23 protein-coding genes are annotated in these 24,111 nt (G+C 51.8%); 19 read left to right on the top strand and 4 right to left on the bottom strand.

Annotated features, from left to right (window positions below):
• Positions 1-32 precede the first annotated feature (32 nt).
• From K2F33_RS00365 to K2F33_RS00350, 4 genes are all read left to right on the top strand, one after another.
• On the top strand, positions 33-2,399 hold the full coding sequence (locus tag K2F33_RS00365; RefSeq protein WP_163878733.1) for an endonuclease MutS2: 2,367 nt from the start codon (positions 33-35) through the stop codon (positions 2,397-2,399).
• A 47-nt stretch (positions 2,400-2,446) separates the two neighbouring features.
• Positions 2,447-2,866: a DUF350 domain-containing protein gene (locus K2F33_RS00360; RefSeq protein WP_263880712.1), complete on the top strand. Its 420-nt coding sequence runs from the start codon at positions 2,447-2,449 to the stop codon at positions 2,864-2,866.
• A 103-nt stretch (positions 2,867-2,969) separates the two neighbouring features.
• On the top strand, positions 2,970-3,548 hold the full coding sequence (locus tag K2F33_RS00355; protein WP_084203916.1) for a hypothetical protein: 579 nt from the start codon (positions 2,970-2,972) through the stop codon (positions 3,546-3,548).
• Positions 3,549-3,626: 78 nt separating this feature from the next.
• Positions 3,627-4,847: an MFS transporter gene (locus K2F33_RS00350; protein WP_076170684.1), complete on the top strand. Its 1,221-nt coding sequence runs from the start codon at positions 3,627-3,629 to the stop codon at positions 4,845-4,847.
• A 116-nt stretch (positions 4,848-4,963) separates the two neighbouring features.
• Here the strand turns inward: K2F33_RS00350 and K2F33_RS00345 are convergent, their stop codons facing one another.
• Entirely contained in the window at positions 4,964-6,205 is a 1,242-nt protein-coding gene (locus K2F33_RS00345) for an NAD(P)/FAD-dependent oxidoreductase (protein WP_263880711.1), read from the bottom strand.
• Positions 6,206-6,376: 171 nt separating this feature from the next.
• Here K2F33_RS00345 and K2F33_RS00340 point away from each other — a divergent pair, with 171 nt between their 5' ends.
• The 9 genes from K2F33_RS00340 (at position 6,377) to K2F33_RS00300 (ending at position 12,051) form a co-directional block, all read left to right on the top strand.
• Positions 6,377-6,613, top strand: coding sequence for a hypothetical protein (locus K2F33_RS00340; RefSeq protein WP_076170680.1), 237 nt, complete (start codon positions 6,377-6,379; stop codon positions 6,611-6,613).
• Between the two features lie 22 nt (positions 6,614-6,635).
• On the top strand, positions 6,636-7,028 hold the full coding sequence (locus K2F33_RS00335) for a spore coat protein (protein WP_076170678.1): 393 nt from the start codon (positions 6,636-6,638) through the stop codon (positions 7,026-7,028).
• A gap of 248 nt (positions 7,029-7,276) precedes the next feature.
• Entirely contained in the window at positions 7,277-7,777 is a 501-nt protein-coding gene (locus K2F33_RS00330; protein ID WP_076170676.1) for an Lrp/AsnC family transcriptional regulator, read from the top strand.
• Positions 7,778-7,790: 13 nt separating this feature from the next.
• Entirely contained in the window at positions 7,791-9,002 is a 1,212-nt protein-coding gene (locus tag K2F33_RS00325; RefSeq protein WP_089545727.1) for an aminotransferase class I/II-fold pyridoxal phosphate-dependent enzyme, read from the top strand.
• Positions 9,003-9,116: 114 nt separating this feature from the next.
• The gene (locus K2F33_RS00320) at positions 9,117-9,380 is read left to right on the top strand and encodes an aspartyl-phosphate phosphatase Spo0E family protein (RefSeq protein WP_076170672.1); all 264 of its coding nucleotides are present in this window, start codon (positions 9,117-9,119) and stop codon (positions 9,378-9,380) included.
• Between the two features lie 93 nt (positions 9,381-9,473).
• Positions 9,474-10,016 (top strand): hypothetical protein, encoded by a 543-nt coding sequence (locus tag K2F33_RS00315; RefSeq protein ID WP_263880710.1) that lies wholly within the window; start codon positions 9,474-9,476, stop codon positions 10,014-10,016.
• A gap of 77 nt (positions 10,017-10,093) precedes the next feature.
• Positions 10,094-10,663: a cob(I)yrinic acid a,c-diamide adenosyltransferase gene (locus tag K2F33_RS00310; protein WP_076170668.1), complete on the top strand. Its 570-nt coding sequence runs from the start codon at positions 10,094-10,096 to the stop codon at positions 10,661-10,663.
• On the top strand, positions 10,660-11,676 hold the full coding sequence (locus K2F33_RS00305) for an RluA family pseudouridine synthase (RefSeq protein WP_263880709.1): 1,017 nt from the start codon (positions 10,660-10,662) through the stop codon (positions 11,674-11,676). Before K2F33_RS00310 ends, K2F33_RS00305 begins: the two co-directional genes overlap by 4 nt.
• 15 nt (positions 11,677-11,691) lie before the next feature.
• Positions 11,692-12,051, top strand: coding sequence for an arsenate reductase family protein (locus K2F33_RS00300; protein ID WP_263880708.1), 360 nt, complete (start codon positions 11,692-11,694; stop codon positions 12,049-12,051).
• Between the two features lie 95 nt (positions 12,052-12,146).
• On the opposite strand, the gene K2F33_RS00295 is transcribed toward K2F33_RS00300, so the two are convergent.
• Together K2F33_RS00295 and K2F33_RS00290 are read right to left on the bottom strand one after the other, a co-directional pair.
• Complete coding sequence (locus K2F33_RS00295) at positions 12,147-12,989, bottom strand: Gfo/Idh/MocA family oxidoreductase (protein ID WP_263880707.1); 843 nt, start codon at positions 12,987-12,989, stop codon at positions 12,147-12,149.
• A 24-nt stretch (positions 12,990-13,013) separates the two neighbouring features.
• Positions 13,014-14,075: a Gfo/Idh/MocA family protein gene (locus K2F33_RS00290; protein WP_116232169.1), complete on the bottom strand. Its 1,062-nt coding sequence runs from the start codon at positions 14,073-14,075 to the stop codon at positions 13,014-13,016.
• 314 nt (positions 14,076-14,389) lie between these two features.
• Here K2F33_RS00290 and K2F33_RS00285 point away from each other — a divergent pair, with 314 nt between their 5' ends.
• The 6 genes from K2F33_RS00285 to K2F33_RS00260 all read left to right on the top strand — a co-directional run bounded on the left by K2F33_RS00285 (position 14,390) and on the right by K2F33_RS00260 (position 22,819).
• A complete protein-coding gene (locus K2F33_RS00285; protein ID WP_089550059.1) occupies positions 14,390-15,250 on the top strand; it encodes a 5'-3' exonuclease in 861 nt (286 codons plus the stop codon).
• 171 nt (positions 15,251-15,421) lie between these two features.
• Entirely contained in the window at positions 15,422-16,303 is an 882-nt protein-coding gene (locus tag K2F33_RS00280) for an ROK family protein (RefSeq protein WP_212982704.1), read from the top strand.
• A 722-nt stretch (positions 16,304-17,025) separates the two neighbouring features.
• Complete coding sequence (locus tag K2F33_RS00275; RefSeq protein ID WP_076170656.1) at positions 17,026-18,492, top strand: MFS transporter; 1,467 nt, start codon at positions 17,026-17,028, stop codon at positions 18,490-18,492.
• 115 nt (positions 18,493-18,607) lie between these two features.
• A complete protein-coding gene (locus K2F33_RS00270; protein WP_263880706.1) occupies positions 18,608-20,233 on the top strand; it encodes a glycoside hydrolase family 43 protein in 1,626 nt (541 codons plus the stop codon).
• Between the two features lie 118 nt (positions 20,234-20,351).
• On the top strand, positions 20,352-21,518 hold the full coding sequence (locus K2F33_RS00265) for an ROK family transcriptional regulator (protein WP_263880705.1): 1,167 nt from the start codon (positions 20,352-20,354) through the stop codon (positions 21,516-21,518).
• A 293-nt stretch (positions 21,519-21,811) separates the two neighbouring features.
• The gene (locus tag K2F33_RS00260) at positions 21,812-22,819 is read left to right on the top strand and encodes an HRDC domain-containing protein (RefSeq protein WP_263880704.1); all 1,008 of its coding nucleotides are present in this window, start codon (positions 21,812-21,814) and stop codon (positions 22,817-22,819) included.
• 125 nt (positions 22,820-22,944) lie between these two features.
• Here the strand turns inward: K2F33_RS00260 and corA are convergent, their stop codons facing one another.
• A complete protein-coding gene (corA, locus tag K2F33_RS00255; RefSeq protein ID WP_076170651.1) occupies positions 22,945-23,880 on the bottom strand; it encodes a magnesium/cobalt transporter CorA in 936 nt (311 codons plus the stop codon).
• Between the last annotated feature and the right edge of the window lie 231 nt (positions 23,881-24,111).

The following is a 24,111-nucleotide window of genomic DNA, read 5'->3' as shown; positions in this document are numbered from 1 at the left end:
AAGGCATTGCACGAGAGGAGTAGTGAATACTGTTGGACGACAAGATTTTGCATACGCTCGAATACCGCAAGATTTTAGATAAATGCGCTGCCTATACCCAAACCTCAATGGGGAGGGAAGCCGCCGAGTCCTTGAAGCCCGATACCGATCTGGAATCGGTAAAGCGTTTGCTTCAGGCAACCGACGAAGCGTATACCGTGGACCGTCTGAAGGGAAATCCGTCCTTCGGCGGCATCACAGACATCGCCGCTCCGCTGAAGCGCGCCAGAATCGGCGGCACCTTAAGCCCGCACGAGCTGCTGGCGATCGGCAACACCGTGAACGGTTCGAGACGGATCAAGCGGTTCATCGCGAATGTTCACGAGGACGAGCCGATTCCCCTCCTTGAGGGGATCAGTGAAAATTTATCCGAGCAGAAGCCGCTGGAAGATGCCATTAAAGCATGCATCGACGAAAGCGCCGAAGTGCTCGATTCCGCCAGCCCGGGGCTTGCTCAGGTTCGGCGGGAGCTGAGATCCGGCGAGGTGCGGATCCGGGAGAAGCTCGATTCGATGATCCGTTCCTCCAGCGTGGCCAAAATGCTGCAGGACCAGCTCATTACGATCCGGGGGGACCGGTTTGTCATTCCGGTTAAAGCGGAATACCGTTCGTATTTCGGCGGGATCGTGCATGATCAGTCCGGTTCGGGGGCGACGCTCTTTATTGAGCCGGAATCGATCGTGGCGATGAACAACAAGCTGCGCGAAACCCGGATGAAGGAAGAACGCGAAATTGAAATTATTTTGCAAAAACTGACGGCGCTCGTCGGTGAACAAGCGGATCTTCTTCTGCTCGATATCGATCTGCTGGGACAGCTCGACTTTATTTTTGCCAAGGGGCGTTTGGCGCATGTCATGAAGGCCAGCCAGCCGAGAATGAACGACCGTGGATACTTGAAGCTGAAGAAAGGACGCCATCCGCTGATCGACATGGAGAAGGTTGTGCCGATCGACGTTGAATTGGGCAACTCGTACACTTCCATTATCGTGACCGGGCCGAATACCGGCGGTAAGACCGTCACGCTGAAGACGATCGGATTGCTGAGCCTGATGGCGATGTCCGGCCTGTTCGTTCCCGCGGAGGAAGGAAGCCAGCTCTGCGTGTTCGACGCCATTTACGCCGATATCGGGGACGAGCAGAGCATCGAACAGAGCTTGAGTACGTTCTCCAGCCATATGACCAATATTATCCGCATTTTGAACCATATGACGCCGAAGAGTCTGGTGCTGCTTGACGAAGTGGGGGCCGGTACCGATCCGGCCGAAGGCTCGGCGCTCGCTATTTCTATTCTGGAGCATATCCACAGCCTGGGCTGCCGGATGGTGGCTACTACCCACTACAGCGAACTCAAGGCTTATGCCTATGAACGCAAAGGCGTCATCAACGCCAGCATGGAATTTGACGTCAACACGCTGAGTCCGACTTACCGGCTCCTCGTCGGCGTTCCGGGACGAAGCAACGCGTTTGCGATTGCGGAGCGGCTCGGACTTCCGCAGGTGATCCTGGATTATGCCCGCGGGGAAGTGAAAGAGGAAGATCAGCGCGTCGAGCATATGATCGCCTCCCTCGAGGAAAACCGGCTGGGCGCCGAAAGCGAACGTGAGAAGGCCGAGAAACTGCGCCAGGAAATGGAGCAGCTCCGGAGCCGGCATCAGCAGGAGCTCGAGAAGCTCGAGGAGCAGCGCGACCGGCTGATCGAGAAGGCCCGGGGCGAGGCCAAGGAAGTCATTGCCAAAGCCCGCCGCGAAGCGGAGCAGATCATCGCCGATCTGCGGCAGCTGGCCAAAGAGGAAGGGGCTTCGGTCAAGGAGCATAAGCTGATCGCCGCCCGCCGTCAGCTGGATGAGGCTGAGCCGCAGCAGCGCAAGAAGGGAGCGGCCAAACCGAAGGCCAAGGCCCCGCGCCAAATCGAGCCCGGCGATGAAGTCATGGTCTACAGCCTGAACCAGAAGGGCCATGTCGTGGAGCTGTCCGGCGCGAAGGAGGCCGTGGTGCAGCTCGGCATCATGAAGATGAAGGTCAGCCTGGACGACCTCGAGCTGGTGAATGCGAACAAACCGGCCGAGAAGCAGGTGCAGCGGCATGCGACTACGGTCAAGCGCACGCGGGATGACAACATCCGCAGCGAGCTGGATCTGCGGGGCGCGAATCTGGAAGAGGCGCTGATCGAAGTCGACCGTTTTATCGACGAAGCGTTTTTGGGCAACCTCGGCCAAGTATACCTGATTCACGGGAAAGGCACGGGAATTTTGAGACAGGGAATCTCGGAATATCTCCGCAAGCACAAGCATATTAAAAGTTACCGTCTGGGAAATTACGGCGAAGGCGGAACCGGCGTGACGGTGGTTGAGCTTAAATAATATGGGTGTGAGCCTGAATTTCGGCCGGGAACAGGGGGATGTTGGGAGTGAAGAACGGGGCTGATCTGCTGTTGGCCTATCCGATCGGTACGCTGATTGGTTATTTTTCGGTAGCGATTCTGGGCTTGATCGTCTTTCTGTACTGTTTTGAAATCGTGGCGAAGTACAAGTGCTGGGATGAAATCGGACGAGGCAATATTGCCGCCGCTTTGGCTACCGGAGGTAAAATATTCGGTCTTTGCAATGTGCTGAGGTACAGCATCGAGTCCAAAACGTCGATCTATGACATGATGAAGTGGGCCTTCTACGGCTTTCTGCTGCTGTTTATCGCCTACCTGCTGTACGAATTTTTAACCCCGGTGTTTTCCGTGGACGAAGAAATTAAACGGGATAACCGGGCGGTCGGCCTGATCTCTATGCTGATCCCGGTGTCCCTTTCATATGTGATTGGAGCCTGTTTAATGTAGGAGGAACACATGAAAAATTTGGCGAGGATTTTGTTCGTCGCTGCGGTCGCCTTCTTTGTTGTGGGCGTCGTATATTTGATGAAACATTAAGGAGATGGATCATATGGAAACCACGGTTTGCCCTTGGTGCCAGACGGAAATCGTATGGGACGAGGAACTGGGCCCCGAGGATGAATGCCCTTACTGCCATAATGAGCTGAAAGGTTACCGGACGCTGAGCATCCAGCTGGGTGCGGATGAAGAGGAAGCGGACGTAGACGAGGAGCATGAGGGAATCGAAGGTACGGATTGGGAGCTTCCCGAGGATGACGATAAAGCCGTCCCTTTTTGGAATCAGGAAGACATGCAGCAGCTGCCTCCGTCGATCCGGACGCTCGATAAGTATGAAGACAGCCATGACCTCATGAACTACGAGGAGACAGTGGAGCAAATTCTGGATGAGCAGGAGGAAGTGCCGGAATGCCCGAAATGCCGGGATTATATGGTGCTTGCCGGCACGCATCAGGTGGGAGAACAATTTAAGCCCGCGGCTTTCGGCGTGCTCCAAGGTCCGGTATTGACTCCGCCTTTTCAAGTTCAAATGTATATTTGCACGGGATGCTTCCATGTCGAATACAATCTGGCCGAGGAAGACCGGCTGCGGATGGTCGACCACTTGAGCCAAGAGAAGAAGAATTCGTAAAAAAAGCAAACCGACCGATGATTTGCCCCCTTTTAGGGAACTACTAATGAGGTAGACCCGGATATGAAGGGGGTAATTATGAAATCAAAATCATCTGCGCGGCTGAACCGGCAAACGATACTGCTGCTTGCCGTTAACGGGCTGATCGTTTTATCCGGCGCCTTGTCGGGCACGTTTCTCAACGTATATTTATGGAAAAGCAAACAGGATTACGCGATGATCGGATGGTTTACCGTCGCCCAGCAGCTGGCCGTCGGGCTCACCTTTTGGCTGGCAGGCAAATGGGTGAAGGAGTATAACAAAATGAACGCCCTCAGGCTGGGGATCGGGCTGACGGGCCTTTTTTATTTGCTGGTTCTGTGGGTTGGGGAAAAGGCCATTTATTATATTTGGCCGCTCGGGATACTGCTTGGGATTGCGATCGGGCTGTTCTGGATTGCTTTTAACGTGGTGTATTTCGAAGTCACCGATCCTGAGAATCGGGACCTGTTTAACGGGTGGGTCGGCCTGCTCGGCTCCATTACGGGCATTGTCGGGCCCTGGTTTTCCGGCCTGCTGATTTCCATGCTGAAGGGCGACCGGGGGTATCGGATCATTTTTACGACGTCCCTGATCATTTATGCGCTTGGCGTGGTGCTGAGCTTCTTTTTAAAAAAGAGGAAAAAGGGCGGAACCTATGCCTGGCTCGAGCCTGTGAAGCAGCTGAAGGACAAAGGCAGCCCCTGGCGGCTTATGGCCCCCGGTCTGGCGGCGCAGGGGATTCGGGAAGGGGTGTTCGCCTTTCTGATCAATCTCCTTGTGTTTGTTGCCACGAAACAGGAGTCGAAGCTGGGGCAGTTCTCGCTCATTACGTCCGCAGTATCTCTGGCCACGTACTGGCTGGCGGGCAAATGGTTTAAACCGGCCTACCGGAGCGCGGGCATGCTGGTGGGCGCGCTACTGCTGTGGGTGGTCATGGTGCCGCTGATCTGGAAGGTCAATTATTTCACCCTGCTGCTGCTCGGCATAGGTACGGCTATCTTTATGCCGCTGTACATCCTGCCGATGGTCTCATCCGGCTTCGACTTGATGGGGACCAGCGACGAAAACGTGGAAAAGCGGGTCGAGCTGGTCGTTCTGCGTGAGCTCAGTCTGATGGTCGGCCGCCTTCTCGGTACGATAATATTCATCATCGTGCTGTCCTTCAGCAAAGACCAGAGCACCATTACCGTGCTGATGCTCGTGCTCGGCGCATCACCGATCCTCAGCTGGATCTGCGTGAGACGGCTGCTCAAGCCGGGGAAATCGGCACGCACTTGAACAATCGCGTTACACAGCAAATCCCCTGATTCCTTCATTTGGAGTCAGGGGATTTTTCTGTAGGGAAGAGTTCCTACTTCTGGAAGAACAGACTGGCTGCAAGGTTTATCTGCCAATCAGGAGCCGGGAACCTGAGCATTGGGGGACGGTTTGGAGGTCCGCTCCAATGAGAAAATGTCCAGCTCGGGACGCGTTTTCCCGCAAAGAACATCACTTAACAGTTCTGCCGCAATCATGCAGTAGACCGTCCCGTTGCCGCCATAGGCCTCAATAAAATAACTGTGAGGATACCGGGAATGCGGACCGATCATGGGCAGTCCGTCGTGGGTGAGCCCGAACAGCGAGGCCCATGCATAGTCGGCTTGGATGCCGGCGTAACGGGGGAAAAGGGCTTTAATCTCGTTCAGCAGCATTTCGCTTTTATGCCGGATTCGTCCTTCCCTCTCCTCCGGATCGACCGGATGCTCGTCCAGGCCCCCTGCTACTATGCGGTTGTCCGGGGTGGTCCGCATATAAAGGTACGGCCGTGCCGTCTCCCAGATGAGGCAGCGCTCGTGCCAACCGGTAAAATCGGGTACGGGGCTCGTGACGATCGCATAGGTGGTCTGAAGCAGCGCGTTTCGGTCCGGTTTTTCCTCCTGCGTTTCATAGCCGCCCGCATGGACGACTTTCCGGGCAAAAATCCGGCGGTTCCGCGTATAACAAACAACGCCGTCTTCTCCATACTCCAAATGAATCACCGGGCTGTTTTCGTACACCCGTATCCCATGATCCACTGCATACTGGACGAGGGCGTGCACAAACCGGAAAGGGTTGACTTCGGCATCGCCGGTCGTATACAACGCCGCGGGCTTGGAGAAGGGGAACCGCGAAGCGATATCGGCCTGATTCCAATAAGACGTTGCAAAGCCGTGCCTGTGAAGGGTTTCATATTCCTCTTTGAGGTAAGGCACATCCTCTTCGCTGCTTGCGTAATACAGGCTGCTGCGGGAAATAAACTCGGGTTCCAGTTTGAGACCGCTGGCTGCTTCCTTGAGCTTACTCATCGCGTCCCTGCACATTTGATAAAAGGTGATGCCGGCCTGCTCGCCAAACGTATGGATGATGGAGGTCAACGATTTATCGTTGAAGCTTTGAAGCAGTCCGGTATTGGCTGAAGAGCTTCCTTCAGCGATCCGTCCCTTTTCCAGCAGAACCACCTGAAGATTGGTCTCGGACAGCTTGTGGGCGAGAAGGGCTCCACCCATCCCGCCGCCAATGATCAGCACGTCGCAGGAGAGATCTTCATCAAGTTCCGGATAAGCGGGTGTCGGCTTCAATGTAGAAGGCCATGCCAAATTCCCTTTATTCAGAATCATATGTGTGTTTCGCCCCTTATCGGTAGTATTCAAAGTATTTGCTCTGCATGCACAATTTATAGCTGTTCCGGCAGATCGGCCGGTGGAAGAGGCCATGCCTGACAATACATAGAAAACCTTCCCCGGGACATAATACGGATGGAGTTAGAGATATCCAGAGGAGGAATACCGATGCAGTCCAATCAAATGCAGGCGATTACCGGCAAGGAGCTGGAATATATCGTCGATTCGATTTCCAATGAGGATCTGTTGATCAAGCAGTGTGCGGCAACGGCCGCTGCTACGCAGAACCCGACGATTCAGCAGGCGTGCCAGCAATACATCCGGTCGCTGGACCACCATATCGATTTGCTCGTTCAGGCCATTCAGCAGCACCAGCCGCTGGCGCCGACGAGTCCCCAACAATGATAGCTTAGGAGGCATTAGCGCAATGTATTATCAAACTTCCAATAACTCGCAGTTCATGCAGGACGAGGACCTCTTGTACACCATCCTGGCCGATCTGAAAAGAACGGTCCGCGAATACACCACGGCAACGACGGAATCCTCCTGTCCGACCGTGCGGCAATTGTTTACGCAGCTGACGAACGATACGCTCCGCATGCAAGGAGAATTATACAATCTGATGAAGCAGCTGAATATGTACTCCACGTCATCCAAGGCGCTTCGACAAGATGTGGACAAGTCGATTCAGGATGCGCGAAATTTGCAGCAAAAGAACCGTCAGTTCGTGCAGCAAAAAACAAGCAGCATGGGCCAATATGCCCAGGCATCCAATCCGTACCAGCAGCAGCAGAGCTCCCAAAATCCGTATTACATGTAATTTGCCTGTGGTGCAGGCGCCGTTTAGTTCTCATGTGCGGCGTCACCAAGCGGATAACAATAAGTACCCAAAATCCTGCTTCTATGAAGCATGGACCCATTTTGCCGTCTCCATTTCGGCCCACGCCGGGGAGACGGTTTTGCTTTGCATGCATGATAATTTCATGTAATATTAGTATTAATCTCGAACCCGGGTCCTTTGTCGTAATAGTGAAGAAGGCCCGTGGAACAAGCGCTGGAGGATGCTGTATGAAACAACTGACGGATTTGAAACTGAAGGTCCTCGACCTGTTGAACGAAGACGCGAGACGGTCCCCGGCCCTGCTGGCAACGCTTATCGGCGTTGAAGAGGAAGCGGTCAAGGAAGCGATCGCGGAGCTGGAACAAGACCATGTCATCGTAAAATATGCGGCGGTCGTGAACTGGAGCAAGATTGAAGACGAGACGGTAACCGCCTTGATCGAAGTGCAGATTACGCCCGAGCGCGGTCGGGGCTTTGAAGGGATCGCGGAGCGGATCTATTTGTATCCGCAGGTCAAATCCGTGTATCTCATGTCGGGAGCCTACGACCTTCTTGTGGAAGTGGAAGGGCGCAACCTGCGGGAAGTGGCCAACTTCGTTTCCGAGAAGCTGTCGCCAATTGATTCGGTATTGTCGACGAAGACAAATTTCATTTTGAAGAAATATAAGCAGGACGGAATTATTTTTGAAGACCGTGAAGAAGATAACCGTCTCATGATCTCACCGTAAAGGAAGATGTGTCATGATCGTGAATGAAGAAACGAAGAAACAGCAGAATTCGAAATCGATGCAATCGTATTTGGCTCCTTTGGTCCGCGATATTCCGCCATCCGGAATCCGCCGATTTTTTGACCTGGCCGAAGGTAGTAAAGACATTATTACACTGGGCGTAGGGGAACCGGACTTCACGACTCCATGGCATGTGAGAGAAGCCTGCGTATATTCCCTTGAGCGGGGGCGCACGGCCTACACTTCCAATGCCGGGATGATCGAGCTCCGGGAAGCTATCGCCCAGTATTTGTATGAAAGCTTTCAGGTCTCCTACCAGCCGTCCAACCAGATTCTAGTGACGGTCGGCGGCAGCGAGGCGATCGATCTGGCGCTGCGTGCGCTGATCGTTCCTGGGGACGAAATTCTTATCCCCGAGCCCTGCTACGTATCCTATTCCCCGATCACCTCGATCGGCGGCGGGGTTCCGGTCGGCATCGAGACGTTCGCAGAGAACGACTTCAAGCTGACGGCAGAGGCGCTTGAGGCCAAAATCACGCCGAAGTCCAAGGTGCTGATTTTGTGCTACCCGAGCAATCCGACCGGCGCCATCATGACGTATGAGGACTGGCTGCCGATCGCCAAAGTGGTGGAGAAGCATGATTTGATCGTCATTTCCGACGAGATCTATGCTGAACTGACGTATACGCAAAAGCATGTCAGCTTTGCCTCGATTCCGGGTATGATGGACCGGACGGTTCTGGTCAGCGGCTTTTCCAAGGCGTTCGCCATGACCGGCTGGCGTATGGGCTATGCCTGTGCCCATCCCGACCTGATCGCCGCCATGCTGAAGATTCACCAGTACACAGTCATGTGCGCACCGGTGATGGGTCAGGTGGCCGCGCTGGAGGCGCTGACCAACGGGCTGGAAGAAAAGGACCGGATGATCGAGTCCTACAACCAGCGGCGCCGTTTGATCGTGCAGGGCTTCGTCGATATCGGACTGCCGTGTCATGAGCCGCAAGGTGCCTTTTATGCCTTCCCTAGTATCGCTGAGACCGGGCTGTCCTCGGATGAGTTCGCCCAGCGCCTGCTGATGGAAGCAAAGGTCGCCGCTGTGCCTGGAACGGCTTTCGGACAAGGGGGAGAAGGCTTTCTCCGCTGCTCGTACGCCACCTCCGTCGCCCAGCTGACCGAGGCTCTGGAGCGTATTGGAGAATTTGTCCACAAACTGAAAACCAGCTGAACAATAATTCCCTGTTTCTAGTAGAATTTAACATAAATTTCACTTTTATTTATTTATTTGTATGTTATAATTCTATTTTGGGAGCAAAAATTGACTTGCCAAGGAGGGATGACCTTGTTTTGCGCTGAATACGATTTGCCTGCATTCCGCGGACATTACGCAGCTGAAGGCAGCAATAATGTAAAATGGTCAACCAAAACGACAGATCAGACGAAAACTTTATCCTTGGAAGACGAAATCATGATGCTCCGCAAAAAAATGGAACAGATCTTTATGCAGGAACAGTCTTTTACATCGGAAATCGTAATCGAAATCAGCAGTTTGCTGGATTTGAAAATAAACGAATATATGAAAAGCTGCCCGAAGAAGAAGTCTTAATCGGCAGTAGGAAGACCCCGGCACGGGGTCTTCTTTTTTTCTCTCATCAGGTTGTGATATATTGAACCTATCGGAGAAAAGGGGGAGCAGGAGTTGAAGGTATACGGGAAGCTGGCGCTGCTGGTTGTCTTTGCCGTTTTAATGCTGACGGGCTGCGGCAAGGGAGATAAAAACGCGTTATCGGTCTTTATGATTGACAATCAATCCGATCCGTCTCAGGTGTATGAGAAGGTGCAGGACAAGCTTCAGGAAGTGATGGGACCCGACCTGAAGGTCAAAGTATCGGCAAGTCCGATTTATAACCCGGAGAAGCTGATGGTTGAATATGCTGCCGGCGGGCATGACATCATTTTTCTGCCGGAGGACGATATGAAGAATTATGCCAAAATGGGCGGTCATACCGTGCTGGATTCGTATTTTGACCCGAAAAAATATCCGGATGGCGTGTTCGCGAGCAACGAGGAAAAAGAAGACGGCACGACGGATACGACCGAGCATCTGTACGGTATCCCCGTTCGTGAAATGAAATTTTTCAAAGACCAGAAATACGTTCCGGAGAAGCTGTACGCCACAATCCCGATCTCGGCCAAGTCGGTCGACAATGCGGTAAAGGCGCTTAAGGCATTGACGGAGTAAAGAAGCCAGCACAAGGGACGCGGCTTCCGCGATTCCTTTGATGTATGATATAACGCGATAAAGGGGAGAAGAAGCTGGTGAGAATCTACACACGCACAGGCGATGAAGGTGAAACATCCGTCATTGGCGGGCGCGTTTTGAAGGATGACCTGCAGGTGGAGGCTTACGGCACGATTGATGAGCTGAACTGCTTTGTGGGCCAGGCGATCAGCCTGATGGAAGCGGAGTCATTGCAGGACCTGAAAGAGAATATGATCGAGATTCAGCATGAGCTGTTTGACTGCGGCTCGGACCTGGCTTTTGTGAAGCTGAGCGAGAGCAAATACAAGGTCGGTCCCGACAAAGTGACGCGGCTTGAGCAGTGGATGGATGCTTACATGGAGGAGACGCCGGAGCTGGAGCGCTTTATTCTGCCTGGAGGCACCCTGCTGGCATCCACGCTGCATGTATGCCGCACGGTCTGCCGCCGCGCAGAGCGCCGAGTCGTGACGCTGGGGCGGGAGAAAGAAATTAATCCCGACGTGCGCAGGTATTTGAACCGTCTGTCGGACTACTTCTTCGTTGTGGCCCGGACGGCCAACGCCCGCAGCGGTGTGGCGGATATCGAATACGTGCGCAGCAAAAAGGTATTCGGACGGAAAAAATGAGCGAATATTATCCCCCGATTTCATATACCGTCCCGCCTTCGGAAGACGGGTGGCTGCTGAAGACGATTCTGCAGAAGAGACTCCACGTATCCCGCAAGCTGCAGTCCCGCCTGAAGCTGACGGAACAGGGGATTACCGTGAATGGCCAAAGAGTGTACATCAGCGTTCCGGTCAGGGATGGGGATGTGGTGGAAATCCGGATGGAGAAAGAAATTTCGGATGATATTCTGCCAGAGCCCATTCCTTTTCGCATTTTGTACGAGGATGAGCACCTGCTGATCGTGAACAAGGAAGCCGGCATCATCGTGCATCCGACGCACGGACACTATACGGGAACCTTGGCGAACGGCGTGGTTCACTATTGGCGGGACAAGGGCGAGGCGTTCCGCTTTCGAGCCGTGCATCGGCTGGACCAGGAAACTTCGGGCGTGATCGCTATCGCCAAAAATCCGTATGTCCACCAGCATATTTCGGAGCAAATGATCGCAAACGAGGTGGACAAAAGGTACCTGGCCCTCGTTCATGGCGTTCCGTCTCCGGAAGAAGGGGAGGTGGACGGACCGATCGACCGCGACCCGGAAGAGCCGCATCGGCGTATCGTCACGCCTGACGGGTATCCGTCGCTGACGCGGTATCAGGTCGTTGAGGCGTACGGCTCGTCTTCTTCGCTCGTTCAGCTGAAGCTGGAAACGGGCAGAACCCACCAGATCCGCGTCCATATGACCAGCATCGGCTGCCCGCTGATCGGCGATAAGCTGTACCGGCATCCGGTCTACCAGGTGCTTCCGCCTGAGGAAGAGGGGGCCCCGGAGACCGTTCTGCCGCAGGGATTAACCCCATCCGAGCGGACCGTGGTGCTGCTGGATCACAGCATTTCGCGACAGGCGCTCCACGCCTGGGAGCTGTCCTTCCAGCATCCCGTCACCCGGGAGCGGATGACCTTTCAGGCACCGCTGCCGCCCGACATGACCCGCCTTATTGGCGAGGCGAAGCAACATGAACTTGATCAATGAAAAGAGTGAGTAACGATGAGCAAATTGAAAGTATACCATTATCCCAAATGCGGTACGTGCCGCAGTGCGGTTAAATGGCTGGAAGCGCACGGCCACGAGCTGGAGCTCCAGCATTTATGGGAGGAGCCGCCGGCTCCGGACGAGCTGTCCCGCGTGGTCGAGAAGAGCGGGCTGGATTTGAAGAAGTTTTTTAATACCAGCGGAGAGGCGTACAAGGAGCTGGGTCTGAAGGACAAGCTGCCGGCCATGAGCCGGGAAGAGCAGATCAAGCTGCTGTCCAGTAACGGCCGGTTGATCAAACGTCCGATCGTAACCGACGGCAGCAAGGTGACGGTCGGCTTTAAAGAGGACATGTACAAGGAGAACTGGGCGTAGCTTGGAATTCCGTAAAAAACGGTGGCATGACCGACAGGGGAAGGTCCTAGCATTTCCCTGCGGCTTTGCCACCGTTTTGTTTTGCGTTCGAGGATCTATTCCGAAGGGAGCTCTACCCATTGATAGGGCGTTTCCTTCGCCTTAAAGCCCTGTTCTATGATCGTGATGACTGCTACCGTCTCGGCCGGATCGACAGGCGGAACGCCAGTTTCAAAGAAGCGGACGAGTGCCCCAGCGAACAGCCCGAAATAATCGGAGTCCGCTTTCAGCATGTTCGTCTCACCGGATGTATAGCTGACCGTCAGCGAAAAGGGACATCCCCCGCCGAGATGATGGATCTCGGCCTGGCGGCCCCCGCTGAATCCGATCAGCCACGACGGGGCGTGAGGCGTTCCGGTATACATCATCCGGCGGACGCCGGGACCCAGCAGCGAGACGATCGGTTCGATCTGGTGGATCGAATAGTTGTCGTAACGCCCCGGCCCGAAGCTGATGATGTTCTCGATGCCGGCGCGCTCGGCCCCGGCGTACTCCGCGGCGAAGCGAAGCGCCGAGCTGGAGAACAGCGGCGTCCCGTGCTGCTCAGCTAGATCGAACAGGCGCCGAGCGGTCTGGCGGTCCGGGGCAAAGGTTTTGTCAATATAGGTAGGCTTGCCGGATTGAAGCGGAAGCTGTGCGAGCGGTTCGTGGTACTGCGGATGGTCGGGCGAAAGGACAATGATGTAATCGCTTCGATCCACGACCTCGGCAATCGAAGGGAGCAGCTCGATCCCTTTGTCTTCACTCCACTGTGCATTGGTGCGCCCGGAAGGCGAATCGGCCATTCCATAGGCATAGGCCACCTTCATGGTGCCGCCCGATGCTTGTTCAATCCACTTCGGATAATGCTCGGCATGCCATTCATCGAGGTAATAATCGATAAAACCGATCGTTTTCAAGCAGTAATCCCCCTCAGTCGCTTATTACAGCTCGATCTCCCTGCGCTGCTCGGAAGAGTCGTAGATTGCCTGAATCATCTTGGAGGTGACGATGACGGTATCGATATGGGACGGCAGCTTTACGCCGGTCTGGATGCATTCGAGAAAGCCGTTGATTTCGTTTTCGAAATGGTCGCTCGATGAATACTTGGGCTTCGTTTCCAGCAAAGCTCCATCCTTGGCCCCGTAAATAGTGAAGTCGCCTCCGTATTGTAGGCGGATCCCTGCTTTGTCGCCCAGAAAATCGATGTAGGTTTCGGGTGTGCCGATGTTCTGCGCCCAGGCGCCGTTGATCGTAATGCCCGGCCCTTCGGTGCGGATCATGGCCGTGACAAAGTCATCGACATCATACGTACCGGCGTAATTCGGGGGCCCTGCCCACATGTTCAGGTAGGCGTAATTTGGCAGGTCCCGCCCCAGCTTGGAGTAAGCCTGGCCGGATACCGTCAACGGACGCGGATCGCCGGCGCAGTACATGACGATGTCCAGATAATGGACGCCCCAATCGATCAGGACGCCCCCGCCGGCAATTGATTTGGTGGTAAACGCGCCGCCAAGTCCCGGAATGGAGCGGTGAGCGCGGAAGCTTGCATAGATATGGTACAGTTCGCCAAGCTCGCCGCTTTCGATCAGGTTTTTGATCATGTTCACGCTTTTGTTGAACCGGTTCACGACCCCGATATTCAGCACTTTGCCCGTTTCGTGCTGCACTTTCTGCATCTCCAGCGCTTCCGCGTAGGTGCGGGCCGCAGGCTTTTCGCACAAGACATGCTTGCCCGCCCGCAAAAAATCGATGGAGATGGCGGCATGAGCATCGTTAGGGGTACATACGGAGACGGCATCGATCTCGGGGTCGTCCAGAATGTCACGGTAATTTTCCACGGCGGTGCCGCATTCATAATCCTTGACCGCCTGCTCGGCTTTCTTCTTGTCCGTGTCGCAAAAATATTTGATTTCGGCGTCCGGATGTTTCAAATAGTTGGGGATATGCGCCGCTCTGGCAATGGTCCCGCAGCCGATGACAGCAACCTTGATCGTTTTTCCCATATTCATTCCTCCTGCTTGTTAGGTGGGTTTATCCTTTTCAAGATTCGATATTTGGAGAATAACTCCTGCTGCTTAATTCAGTATGAAGGGAGATCTTCTTCACAAATTTTATGTTACAGGCTGTCTGGTTTATGACTTGAACGGGCGGGGCAAAAAGGCAGCAATAAGCCGGGAATGGTGATATCAGGAAGGGCCTCATGCCCTGGCGGATATGCTATACTAGAGGAAGCAGTGCCGAACCTTGAAATCCAGGGGAAACAGGCAGACAAGGGGAGAAACAAGAAGTGACAGCAAATGAACAACGCCAATCCGTGATGCTAGTGGATGGCATGGCCTTATTATTCAGAGCTTATTTCGCGACCGCGTCCAGCGGCTACATTCGCCGCACGAAGGCGGGGGTTCCGACAAACGCGATCTACGGCTTTATTCGTTATTTTTGGGATGCAGTGCAAACGTTTAATCCGACCCATGTGGTCTGCTGCTGGGATCTCGGCGGTGGTACGTTCCGCGGACAGCAGTTTGCCGCTTACAAGGGCAACCGTCCGGACGCCCCGGACGATCTGATTCCGCAGTTTTCGATGATCCGCGACGTGATGGACAGCCTCGGCGTTCCGAATATCAGCGCGGAAGGGTATGAAGCGGACGACTGCATCGGGACGCTGGCCGACCAGTTCGGACGGGAGATGGACGTGATGGTCCTGTCCGGCGATAACGATTTGCTGCAGCTCGTCAGCGATCGGACGACGGTCATTATTATGAAAAAAGGGCACGGCAATTACAAAGTGTATACACCGGAATCCCTGTATGAAGAGAAGCAGCTGCGCCCGCGGCAGATTATCGACGTGAAGGCGCTCATGGGCGATACGAGCGACAATTACCCCGGCGTGAAGGGCATCGGCGAGAAAACGGCGATCAAGCTTGTGCAGGAATACGAATCCGTTGAAGGGATTCTCGAAAATCTGGACCAGCTGTCCAAGAGTGTCCGCGCCAAAATCGAGGCTGACCTCGACATGCTGCACCTGTCGCGCAAGCTGGCCGAGATTCACTGCTGCGTGCCCGTCGCCTGTTCGCTGGATGTGTGCCAGCTGTCTCTTGATCACCATCAGGTGATCAGCAAGTTTGAAGAACTGGAAATGAAGAGCCTGTGTTCTCTTATGGGACTGGCCATCAGCTAAACGGGTACAGAGTGCTGGCGTTTTTGGAGCGCCGGCTCTTTTGTGCTCTAGTCGATTGACTTTCAAGGATTAACTGGGCTATAATGCCCGTGATTGTTTTGATATAAAGATAGAAGGTATATGGCATTTATACAGGGCTTGGGAGGCCCGCTGCAGGAGGGAACGACTACGATGAGTTTATTAGGAGCAATTGAAGCAGGGGGAACGAAATTCGTATGCGGAATCGGCCAAGAGGACGGTACCGTTGTGGAACGGATCAGCTTCCCGACTACGACGCCGGAGGAAACGATGGCCCAGGTGGTCGATTTCTTTAAGGGCAAAAACATCGCGGCGATCGGAGCAGGTTCATTCGGGCCGATTGACCCGGTGAAGGGAAGTCCTACATACGGACGGATTACGACGACGCCGAAACCTTATTGGAGCAATTTCGATATGGTCGGACATTTGCGCTCTCACTTCGATCTGCCGATCGAATTTGATACCGATGTGAACGGGGCCGCCTTGGGCGAAGCGACTTGGGGAGCAGCCCAGGGGCTCGAAAGCTGCCTGTACATTACCGTTGGCACGGGCATCGGAGCTGGTGCGGTTGTGGGCGGCGAGCTGATCCATGGCCTGTCCCATCCGGAAATGGGACATATTCTGGTCCGCCGTCATCCGGAGGACAAATTCGAAGGCTTCTGCCCATATCATGGCGATTGCCTGGAGGGGCTGGCAGCAGGACCTTCCTTGTCCAAACGCTGGGGCGTTCCGGGTGCGGAATTGACCCCCGACCATCCGGCTTGGGCGATGGAAGCTTACTATCTCGCTCAGGCGCTGATGAACTACATTTTGATTCTGTCTCCGCAAAAAATCGTCATGGGCGGCGGCGTCATGAAACAGCTGCAGCTGTTCCCGCTGATTCATGCCGAGCTGCGCAAACAGCTGAACGGCTACGTACAGGTTCCAGCCATCATGGACGATATCGAGAATTACATCGTTCCGCCTCAGCTTGGCGACAACGCCGGCCTGTGCGGCGCGCTCGCGCTCGCCAAGAAGGCGCTGGCTGCAGGTTAAGCCTAAGGTTTGATTGACTGACGGGCTTTCATGAGATGGTGAATAGAAATAAGAAAAGAGGGCTGAAAGGCCCTCTTTTTTGCGTTTATGCCGGATGAAATTTAGACGCATCCCTGAATCATTTCGGTAGAATTTTTTACACGTGACAGGAAAAATAACAGAAATTATAAGTTTGAGCCCGTATTTATAAATAATTACGGGTTTTTTATGTTTTCTGGACTGATACAGATGGGTGAAACTGGACACAAATACAATGTTATATTGGGTCGCGAATTCAACGATTGTCTAGAGGGATGATTTCAGGGTATTAACATTTTTCGTTTGGAGTTTCTCTTCCGATTGAGCTGCTCCGAGATGATTAATAAATCGTGCCAAAAGTAGTGAATATTATAAATGTATAAATCATGAAGTTGAAAATTGATAATGATTGTGTTAAATTTATTATTAGTTGGTTTGATGAACGAACTAATGTAAGTTCAAGGGTGTAATTTATCAGGGGAACAATAATGAGTGGGAAGATGAATAAGAAATTGAGCTGTTTTTTATTTAAAAATAATAAAAGCTTTATGTGAGTTCGTGAAAATGTAAGGGCTTTTATTTGGTTTCGTATTCCCATCTTTCCCCTAACGAAGTGAGAGGATTAACGAGGTTTAGAAGTTTAGTGAAGTAAAAAGTAAATCTAATATGGTGGTAAAATTTACATCTTAGAAGGAGTTTTCATCATGAGCGATAACACAAATAAAGTTCAGCAAAATGAGTATCACAAGCTTAGTCTTGCTGAACGTCTTGGCTACGGTTTTGGAGACTTTGCTCAAAACCTTGTCTTTGGTACAGTTGGAGGCTTCCTTGCCCTCTACATGACGACTGTCAATGCTATCGGTACAGCAACAGCAGGTTTTATTTTCGCCATAGTCCGTATCATCAATGTTATATGGGATCCAATGGTCGGAACCTATGTCGATAAACGCTCATCAAAAGCAGGTAAATATCGTCCTTGGCTACTTCGTGCAGGCATTCCGCTCGTTATTTTGGCTGCACTGCTGTTTGCGCCGATTCCTGCGATTCGCGATTCTGTGCCCTATGCCTTCATCACTTATCTCTTGCTTGACTTGGTTTATTCCGTCGTCAATATTCCTTACGGCTCGTTGAACGCTTCATTAACCCGTGATCCTAAATCTGTAGACCAAATCACAACGACGCGTATGATGCTTGCAAACGGTGCCAATCTACTTGTCTATACATTGTTCCCAATGTTTGTTCAAATGGCTGCCCCAAAAGATCGTGAACTCAAAGACACTGGCTTATTTGGACTAAAACTTCATATGGGAACTTACACTGACCCTTCTGCAGGTCATGCTTGGTTTGGCGTTTATGCCGTTTATATGGTTATTGGAGCCATTGCGCTGTTCTTCTGCTACAAGCTGACGAAAGAACGCGTTGTCGCCAATGCTGAACAATCGGCACATGTTAAAGTCTCTGATTTCTTTGTTGAATTTAAGAATAATAAGCCATTGGTTATCTTGGGAATGTTCTTCATGTTGGCATTTACATTTATGTTCTTCATGAATACGGTTAACGGATATTTTAACCAATACACTGTCGATCACTCGGAGTGGATGGGGGCTGTGGGGCTGATTGCCTCCATACCTGGTATCGCTTTTGCAGCATTCTGGCCAAAACTTAAGAAAGTATTGGGTAAAAAGGGCTTCTTCTATTTCTTCCTCGGTATGTTTGTGGCCGGCGAAATCCTGACTTGGGTTTGGAGTCTTGACGGTATGCACGATCAACTTTGGTTAGCGTATGTTTCAACATTCATCAAGCAGTGGGGGTTAACTTCAGCGACTGGTTTCATGTGGGCGCTTGTTCCTGAAGTGGTTTCATATGGCGAGTTGAAGTCGGGGAAACGTAATGCGGCTATTATCAACGCGATTATGGGGCTGTTCTTCAAGATTGGCTTCACGATTGGCGGTGCCGTTCCACTGTGGTTCCTTGCCGCTTACGGATTTGACGAACATGCCGATCACCAAACAGCTCTCGCCGTCTCAGGAATTAATACGACTGCTATTTGGATACCTGCTGCTCTTGCTGTTGTTGCTATGATTGTGATGAGATTCTATCCATTGTCTGATAAAGACGTTGACAGCATTAACAAACAACTTGACGCAAAACGCGCTGAAATGAAAGCGTAAAGGTAACACTATTCACGGCCAACCAGAGGTTCACTAAAAGAATTGCAGCATCTATAGGTGATTTTGAACACGATTTCACGAAATGAAAGATTGAATAGATCAGGGGGATACTTTTATGCAAATCGAAAATCCGGTATTAAAGGGGTTCAATCCAGATCCGTCCATCGTAAGGGTTGACGATACGTATTATATTGCAACCTCAACCTTCGAATGGTTTCCGGGCGTGCAAATCCACGAATCAAAGGATTTGGTCAACTGGCGGCTGATTACGCACCCGCTCTCCACAAGGACGCTGTTGGATATGAAAGGGAATAAGGATTCGGCAGGCATTTGGGCACCAGATCTGTCCTATGCCGACGGGGAATTTTGGCTGGTTTATACCGACGTGAAAGTAACCGAAGGCGCCTTTAAGGACATGACCAATTACTTGACTACCGCCGAAAGCATCGAAGGCCCTTGGAGCGATCCGATTAAGCTGAACGGAGTGGGGTTTGACGCTTCGCTGTTCCATGACGACAACGGGAAAAAATATCTTGTCCAGATGGAGTGGGATCATCGCGAGTATCGCCATCCGTTTAACGGCATAAAGCTGACGGAATACTCGGTTGAGCAGCAAAGATTGCTTCCGGAGACGGCAAAGATCATTTATAAAGGGACCGACGTTAAGCTGGTGGAAGGCCCTCATATTTATAAACTATTTGGTTATTATTATTTATTTTGCGCGGAAGGCGGAACGGTTTATACCCACCAAGAGGTGGTTGCCCGTTCGGCAGAACTGTTCGGCTCCTACGAAACGCAGCCTGGCGACGTATTCCTGACCGCGTTCGATTCGCCTGACGGGGAGCTGCAAAAATGCGGCCATGGCTCACTGGTGGATACGCCGTCGGGCGAATGGTATTTCGCGCATTTGACGGGACGCCCCTGGCACCGTGAGACCGAATCGATCCGCGATCCGCGCGGCTGGTGCACGCTGGGAAGAGAAACGGCGATTCAAAAAGTGGAGTGGAACGAGGAAAAATGGCCTTATATCGTAGGCGGCAAGCAGGGAAGCCGGTTTGTCGAAGCTCCTAAAGGCTGCACGGAAACGAAATATGCGCCGACCTATCCGGAAACGGATCATTTTGATTCCGCGGCATTAAATATCAATTTTAGCACGCTGCGCGTTCCGTTTGACGAGCGAATGGGTTCTCTGACGGAAAAGCCGGGGAACTTACGCTTGTTCGGCAAAGGCTCCTTAACCAATGAGCACGAGCAATCGCTTGTCGCAAGACGCTGGCAGTCCTTTTATTTCGACGCACAGACGGCAGTCGCGTATTCGCCTTACACCTTCCAGCAGATGGCCGGCCTCGTTAATTATTACAATACGGGACACTGGTCGATGATCCATGTGACATGGAACGAAATCAATGGACGCGTCATTGAAGTGACGCAAAATGACCGTGGCGTTCTCACGAGCTTTCTGAAGGATAAAGCCGTTAAAGTTCCCGAACATGCGGAATACGTGCATTTTAAAGCGAAGGTCCGGAAAGAAACGTACACCTACGCCTATTCCTTTGACGGCGAACAGTGGACGGATATCGACGTAACGCTGGATGCTGCGATTTTGTCCGACGATTACGTGGTACAGTCCTACGGCGGATTTTTTACGGGAGCGTTTGTCGGGATGGCTAATGTTGATTATTCCGGTTATGAATTGCCGGCAGATTTCGATTATTTTACGTATAAAGAGCTTGATAAATAATTAATCAGGATCCCAAGAAAGAGCTGGAAGAATATGACTTCCAGCTCTTTCTTAGTAGTAATGTTAATTAATATGCTATACTTCTAAGTACGATAACATTTGAAAGGGATTACAACAAATGATTATGAAAACTGATCAGGATGTTATGAGAGAAAATAACAAAAAATTGGTATTAAAAACTCTATTTAATACTGATCAGACGTCTAGAAGTTCAATAGCCGACCAAATCAATCTTCAAAAGTCCACGGTTTCTTCCATCGTACGCGAGCTTCAAGACCAAGGCTTGATTGAAGAGCTGGGAACGGGGGAAGCATCCAACATTGGGGGGCGTCGGCCCAATTTAATACGTTTTAATCGTAAGTATGGGTTTGTACTGGCTTTCGATATGGGCATTCATCATTTAAGATATTCCGTCAACTACATTAATGGCGAGCTTATTCACCATGTTTCCATTAAATTATATACGAACAAAGTAAGAGATATTTTTGCATTGATGAAAAACGTGATTTTGAATTTGGAAAAGTACGATACGATTAACGGATTGGTTGGAATCTCCATTTCGCTTCACGCGCCGGTACTGGACAATCAGATCCTGTATAGTCCGTTCTTGGACTTTCAGTCCTTTGATTTGATCGATGCGTTGAAGGAGCTGATCGACGTTCCTGTTATCATCGAAAATGAAGCCAATCTTACGGCGATTTATATCCGGGATTTTTACCGCCATACCGAGGATATTCAATTCGATAACATTCTAGCCTTAAACATTCATAACGGAATAGGCGTAGGAACGATTATCGAGAGACGCCTGTATAAAGGCTTAAACGGATTGTCCGGCGAAATCGGACGATCCATTATCATGTCGGAAAATAAAAAAAATCGGCGTTTAGAAGAAATTTATTCCGAAAAAGCGGTGCTTGACCGGATCGGCAAATTGAAAAACAAACCAGAATTTACGTTAGAGGATTTTATTCTTTTAATGGAGATCAAGGATGAACAAATTGCGGCTATCATGGAGGAATGGGTCATAGCCATTGCACAAATCTCTTATAATTTAATCCAATACAGCGCTCCGGATGCTGTGTTCCTTTCCTCACGATTTATCGCCTTTTTCCCATACCTACTAGACGGGATTATTAAAGAATATTCTTCACTTGATCCGCTTGGCTCCACACAAATTATTTCGCTTGACCACCATATTCATGAATTAACGCTCTTTGGCGGAGTTGCCTTGGTATCCAGGAAAATTCTCGGATTGGAATCGCATGATTTACTTTTTACCAAGTAATCCGGGCATTTACGATGAACCGGAATGAAATTCAGCGACGGCTTGTGAAGGGACAACGGCTTGTATTTTGTCCAAATCCAAATGGCTAAGTTCTAATTCAGTTGAATTGAAAGCTTCTTAGGAGCTGATTATTTCGGAGATTTGGCGAAAAACCCATTGACCATTTTACATAATATGGTATGATCAACTATAACAGCACATCTGCACGAATGGGGAAGCACCTCTCTTAATTTAAGAGAGGTGCTTTTTTGCGTTGTGCTGATTACCCTACGTGGATGGAGGAATTGGTGAACATGCAAATCGTTTTTATGAACCGACTTGTGAAGGATGCGGGAAGCGAGGGAGAAAAGCTCGCGCAGGTATGGATCGGCGAAGAGGAGGGAACCTGGCATCTCGGGTGGAGAGATCTGGAGATGACCGGGGAAGCAATGGATACCGCTTGGTATGAAGGCGGATCCTGGAATGAGATGCTGTACATTTACAGGCACGGCCTTGCGGTCAAACTCGGCGAAGGATTCCGCCCGTTGATCGACGGCACGTTCCATGAGGAAGAGGAGCTGAAGGGCCGCAGCCATGCTGTACAGAAGCTGTACTGCTACAGTGAACTGCACAACAACGAGGAGCTGTACGCCGAACTCACCGCCTGGCGGAGAAGGAAGGCGGCCAGTGAACGCAAGGCTCCTTATTTTATCGCCAGCAACCGGGTGCTCCGTCTGATCAGTGCCTTCGTGCCGCATACGATCGAAGAGCTGCTGCAGCTTCCAGGCGTCGGGGAGAGCAAGGCGTCGGAGTACGGAGCCGACCTGATCGAGATTGCGGGAACGGTGCAGCGCAGCCACGAATTTCCGCTGGATTGGGTGTATGATGCCCTGGACGACCAGTCATATCTATCGTGGACCTACAAGCAGAAAGAGCACAAGTACAAGCAGGACCTGGATAAATACCGTACCCGGCGCACCATGCTGAAGGGAATTTATGAGGGGATGAACCTGCAGCAGCTGGAACAGGAATGCGGCCTGCCGCGCAGAGACCTGGTGGAGGCGCTGGAGCAGCTGGAGAAGGAAGGGTATGATACCGAGCGGCTGATCCAAAGCGAGCTGGAGGAGGTGCCGAACGAGGAGCAGGAGCGGGTGTGGGCCGCGTTGGAGGAGCTGGGCGACGCGCTCTTGAAGCCGGTGCTGCTGCAAGTATACGGAGAGGATGCCGCCTCGGGAAGCGGCATGGAGCAGCGTTATGAGCGGATCCGGCTGATCCGCATCCGGTTCCGCCGGCAGCCCGGCAGCCGCAGAAGCGTGGGGTGAACGGTATGCTTCCCCGCCGGAGTTACGGATGGTGACCATGCAAAAAGGACGAAGGCTCTAACCGCATGCGGCCGTCTCCTTCGTCCTGTTATCCATTGCATGATGATGGGGTGATGCGCTGACTTTCAAATCCAGTCTTTTTTCTTGAAAATGACAACCATGCCGAGACCAAGGACGAGCATGATGCCGAGGATCATGAAATAACCGTATTTCCAATGAATTTCCGGAATGTTATCGAAGTTCATGCCATAGATTCCTGTAATGATCGTCAATGGCATGAAGATCACGGTCATGGCCGTAAACACTCTCATGATCTCGTTCGCGCGGTTGGCGATACTTGACTGGTAGGCCTCGCGCAAGTTGCTCATCAGATCGCGGTACGTATCGAATGTTTCGGAAATTTTGACCGCATTTTCGTAAATGTCGCTGAAATATTTTTGCAGCTGATCGTCAATCAGCCGGAGGTCTTTTTTATTTAACGTATTGATGACATCCTTCTGCGGACCCAGCACTTTTTTCAGCCACAGAATCTCGCTTCGCAGACCGATAATTTCGTTCAAATGGGACTTTTTCGTGTGCATGAGAATGTCTTCTTCGAGCTTCTCGATTTTGGCTTCGATCCGGTCGCCGACCACAAAGTAGTTGTCAACCACGAGGTCGATCAGCAGGTACAGAAAACGGTCCGGTCCGCTGACTTCCTGTTCCCACAGGATCGGCTTCAGCGTCCGCAGCTCGTTGATTTTCTGTTTCGTCACCGTAATGATGAAGTGTCTTCCGAGGAAAACGTTCAGTGCGCGCAGAAAAATCTCCTCATCGTCAAACCGGATGCTGTTGACCACGATAAAATAATGGTTTTCGTAAATTTCGATCTTCGGGCGCTGCTCCTCTTCGCTGAGACAGTCTTCAACCGCCAGATCATGCAGCGAAAACAGCGGCTGCAGCTCCGCGAGGTCGTCGACGTCGGCGTCGATCCAATAAAAGCCGGCCAAAGGTGGGGTTAGTACAGTTTGCAGGTCATCGATCGGAGTAAATACTCCTTCGTTTACCAACCGGATTTTCATATGACTTCACTCCTTGCTCAAGATGTTTGAGCATAGAAAAGAAATCAGCGCTGCCGGTCAGCGGGATTTGGGGGAGTACTGAATAAACGTACGGGCATGAAAACGAAAACTTCCCTCTGCCGGCAAGCTGATCTCAGGTCTATGCAGTTGTGTTTTCCATGCATTCAGCTTCGGGCTCGGGTCGCCTTCCATCTTTCATGTCACCTCAGTCATATCGGGGTATGAAACACT

Origin of the sequence: Paenibacillus sp. PSB04 (assembly GCF_025809195.1) — a bacterium.
Classification (GTDB): Bacteria; Bacillota; Bacilli; order Paenibacillales; family Paenibacillaceae; genus Paenibacillus_AQ; species Paenibacillus_AQ favisporus.
This window is presented reverse-complemented; position numbering and strand designations above follow the sequence as displayed.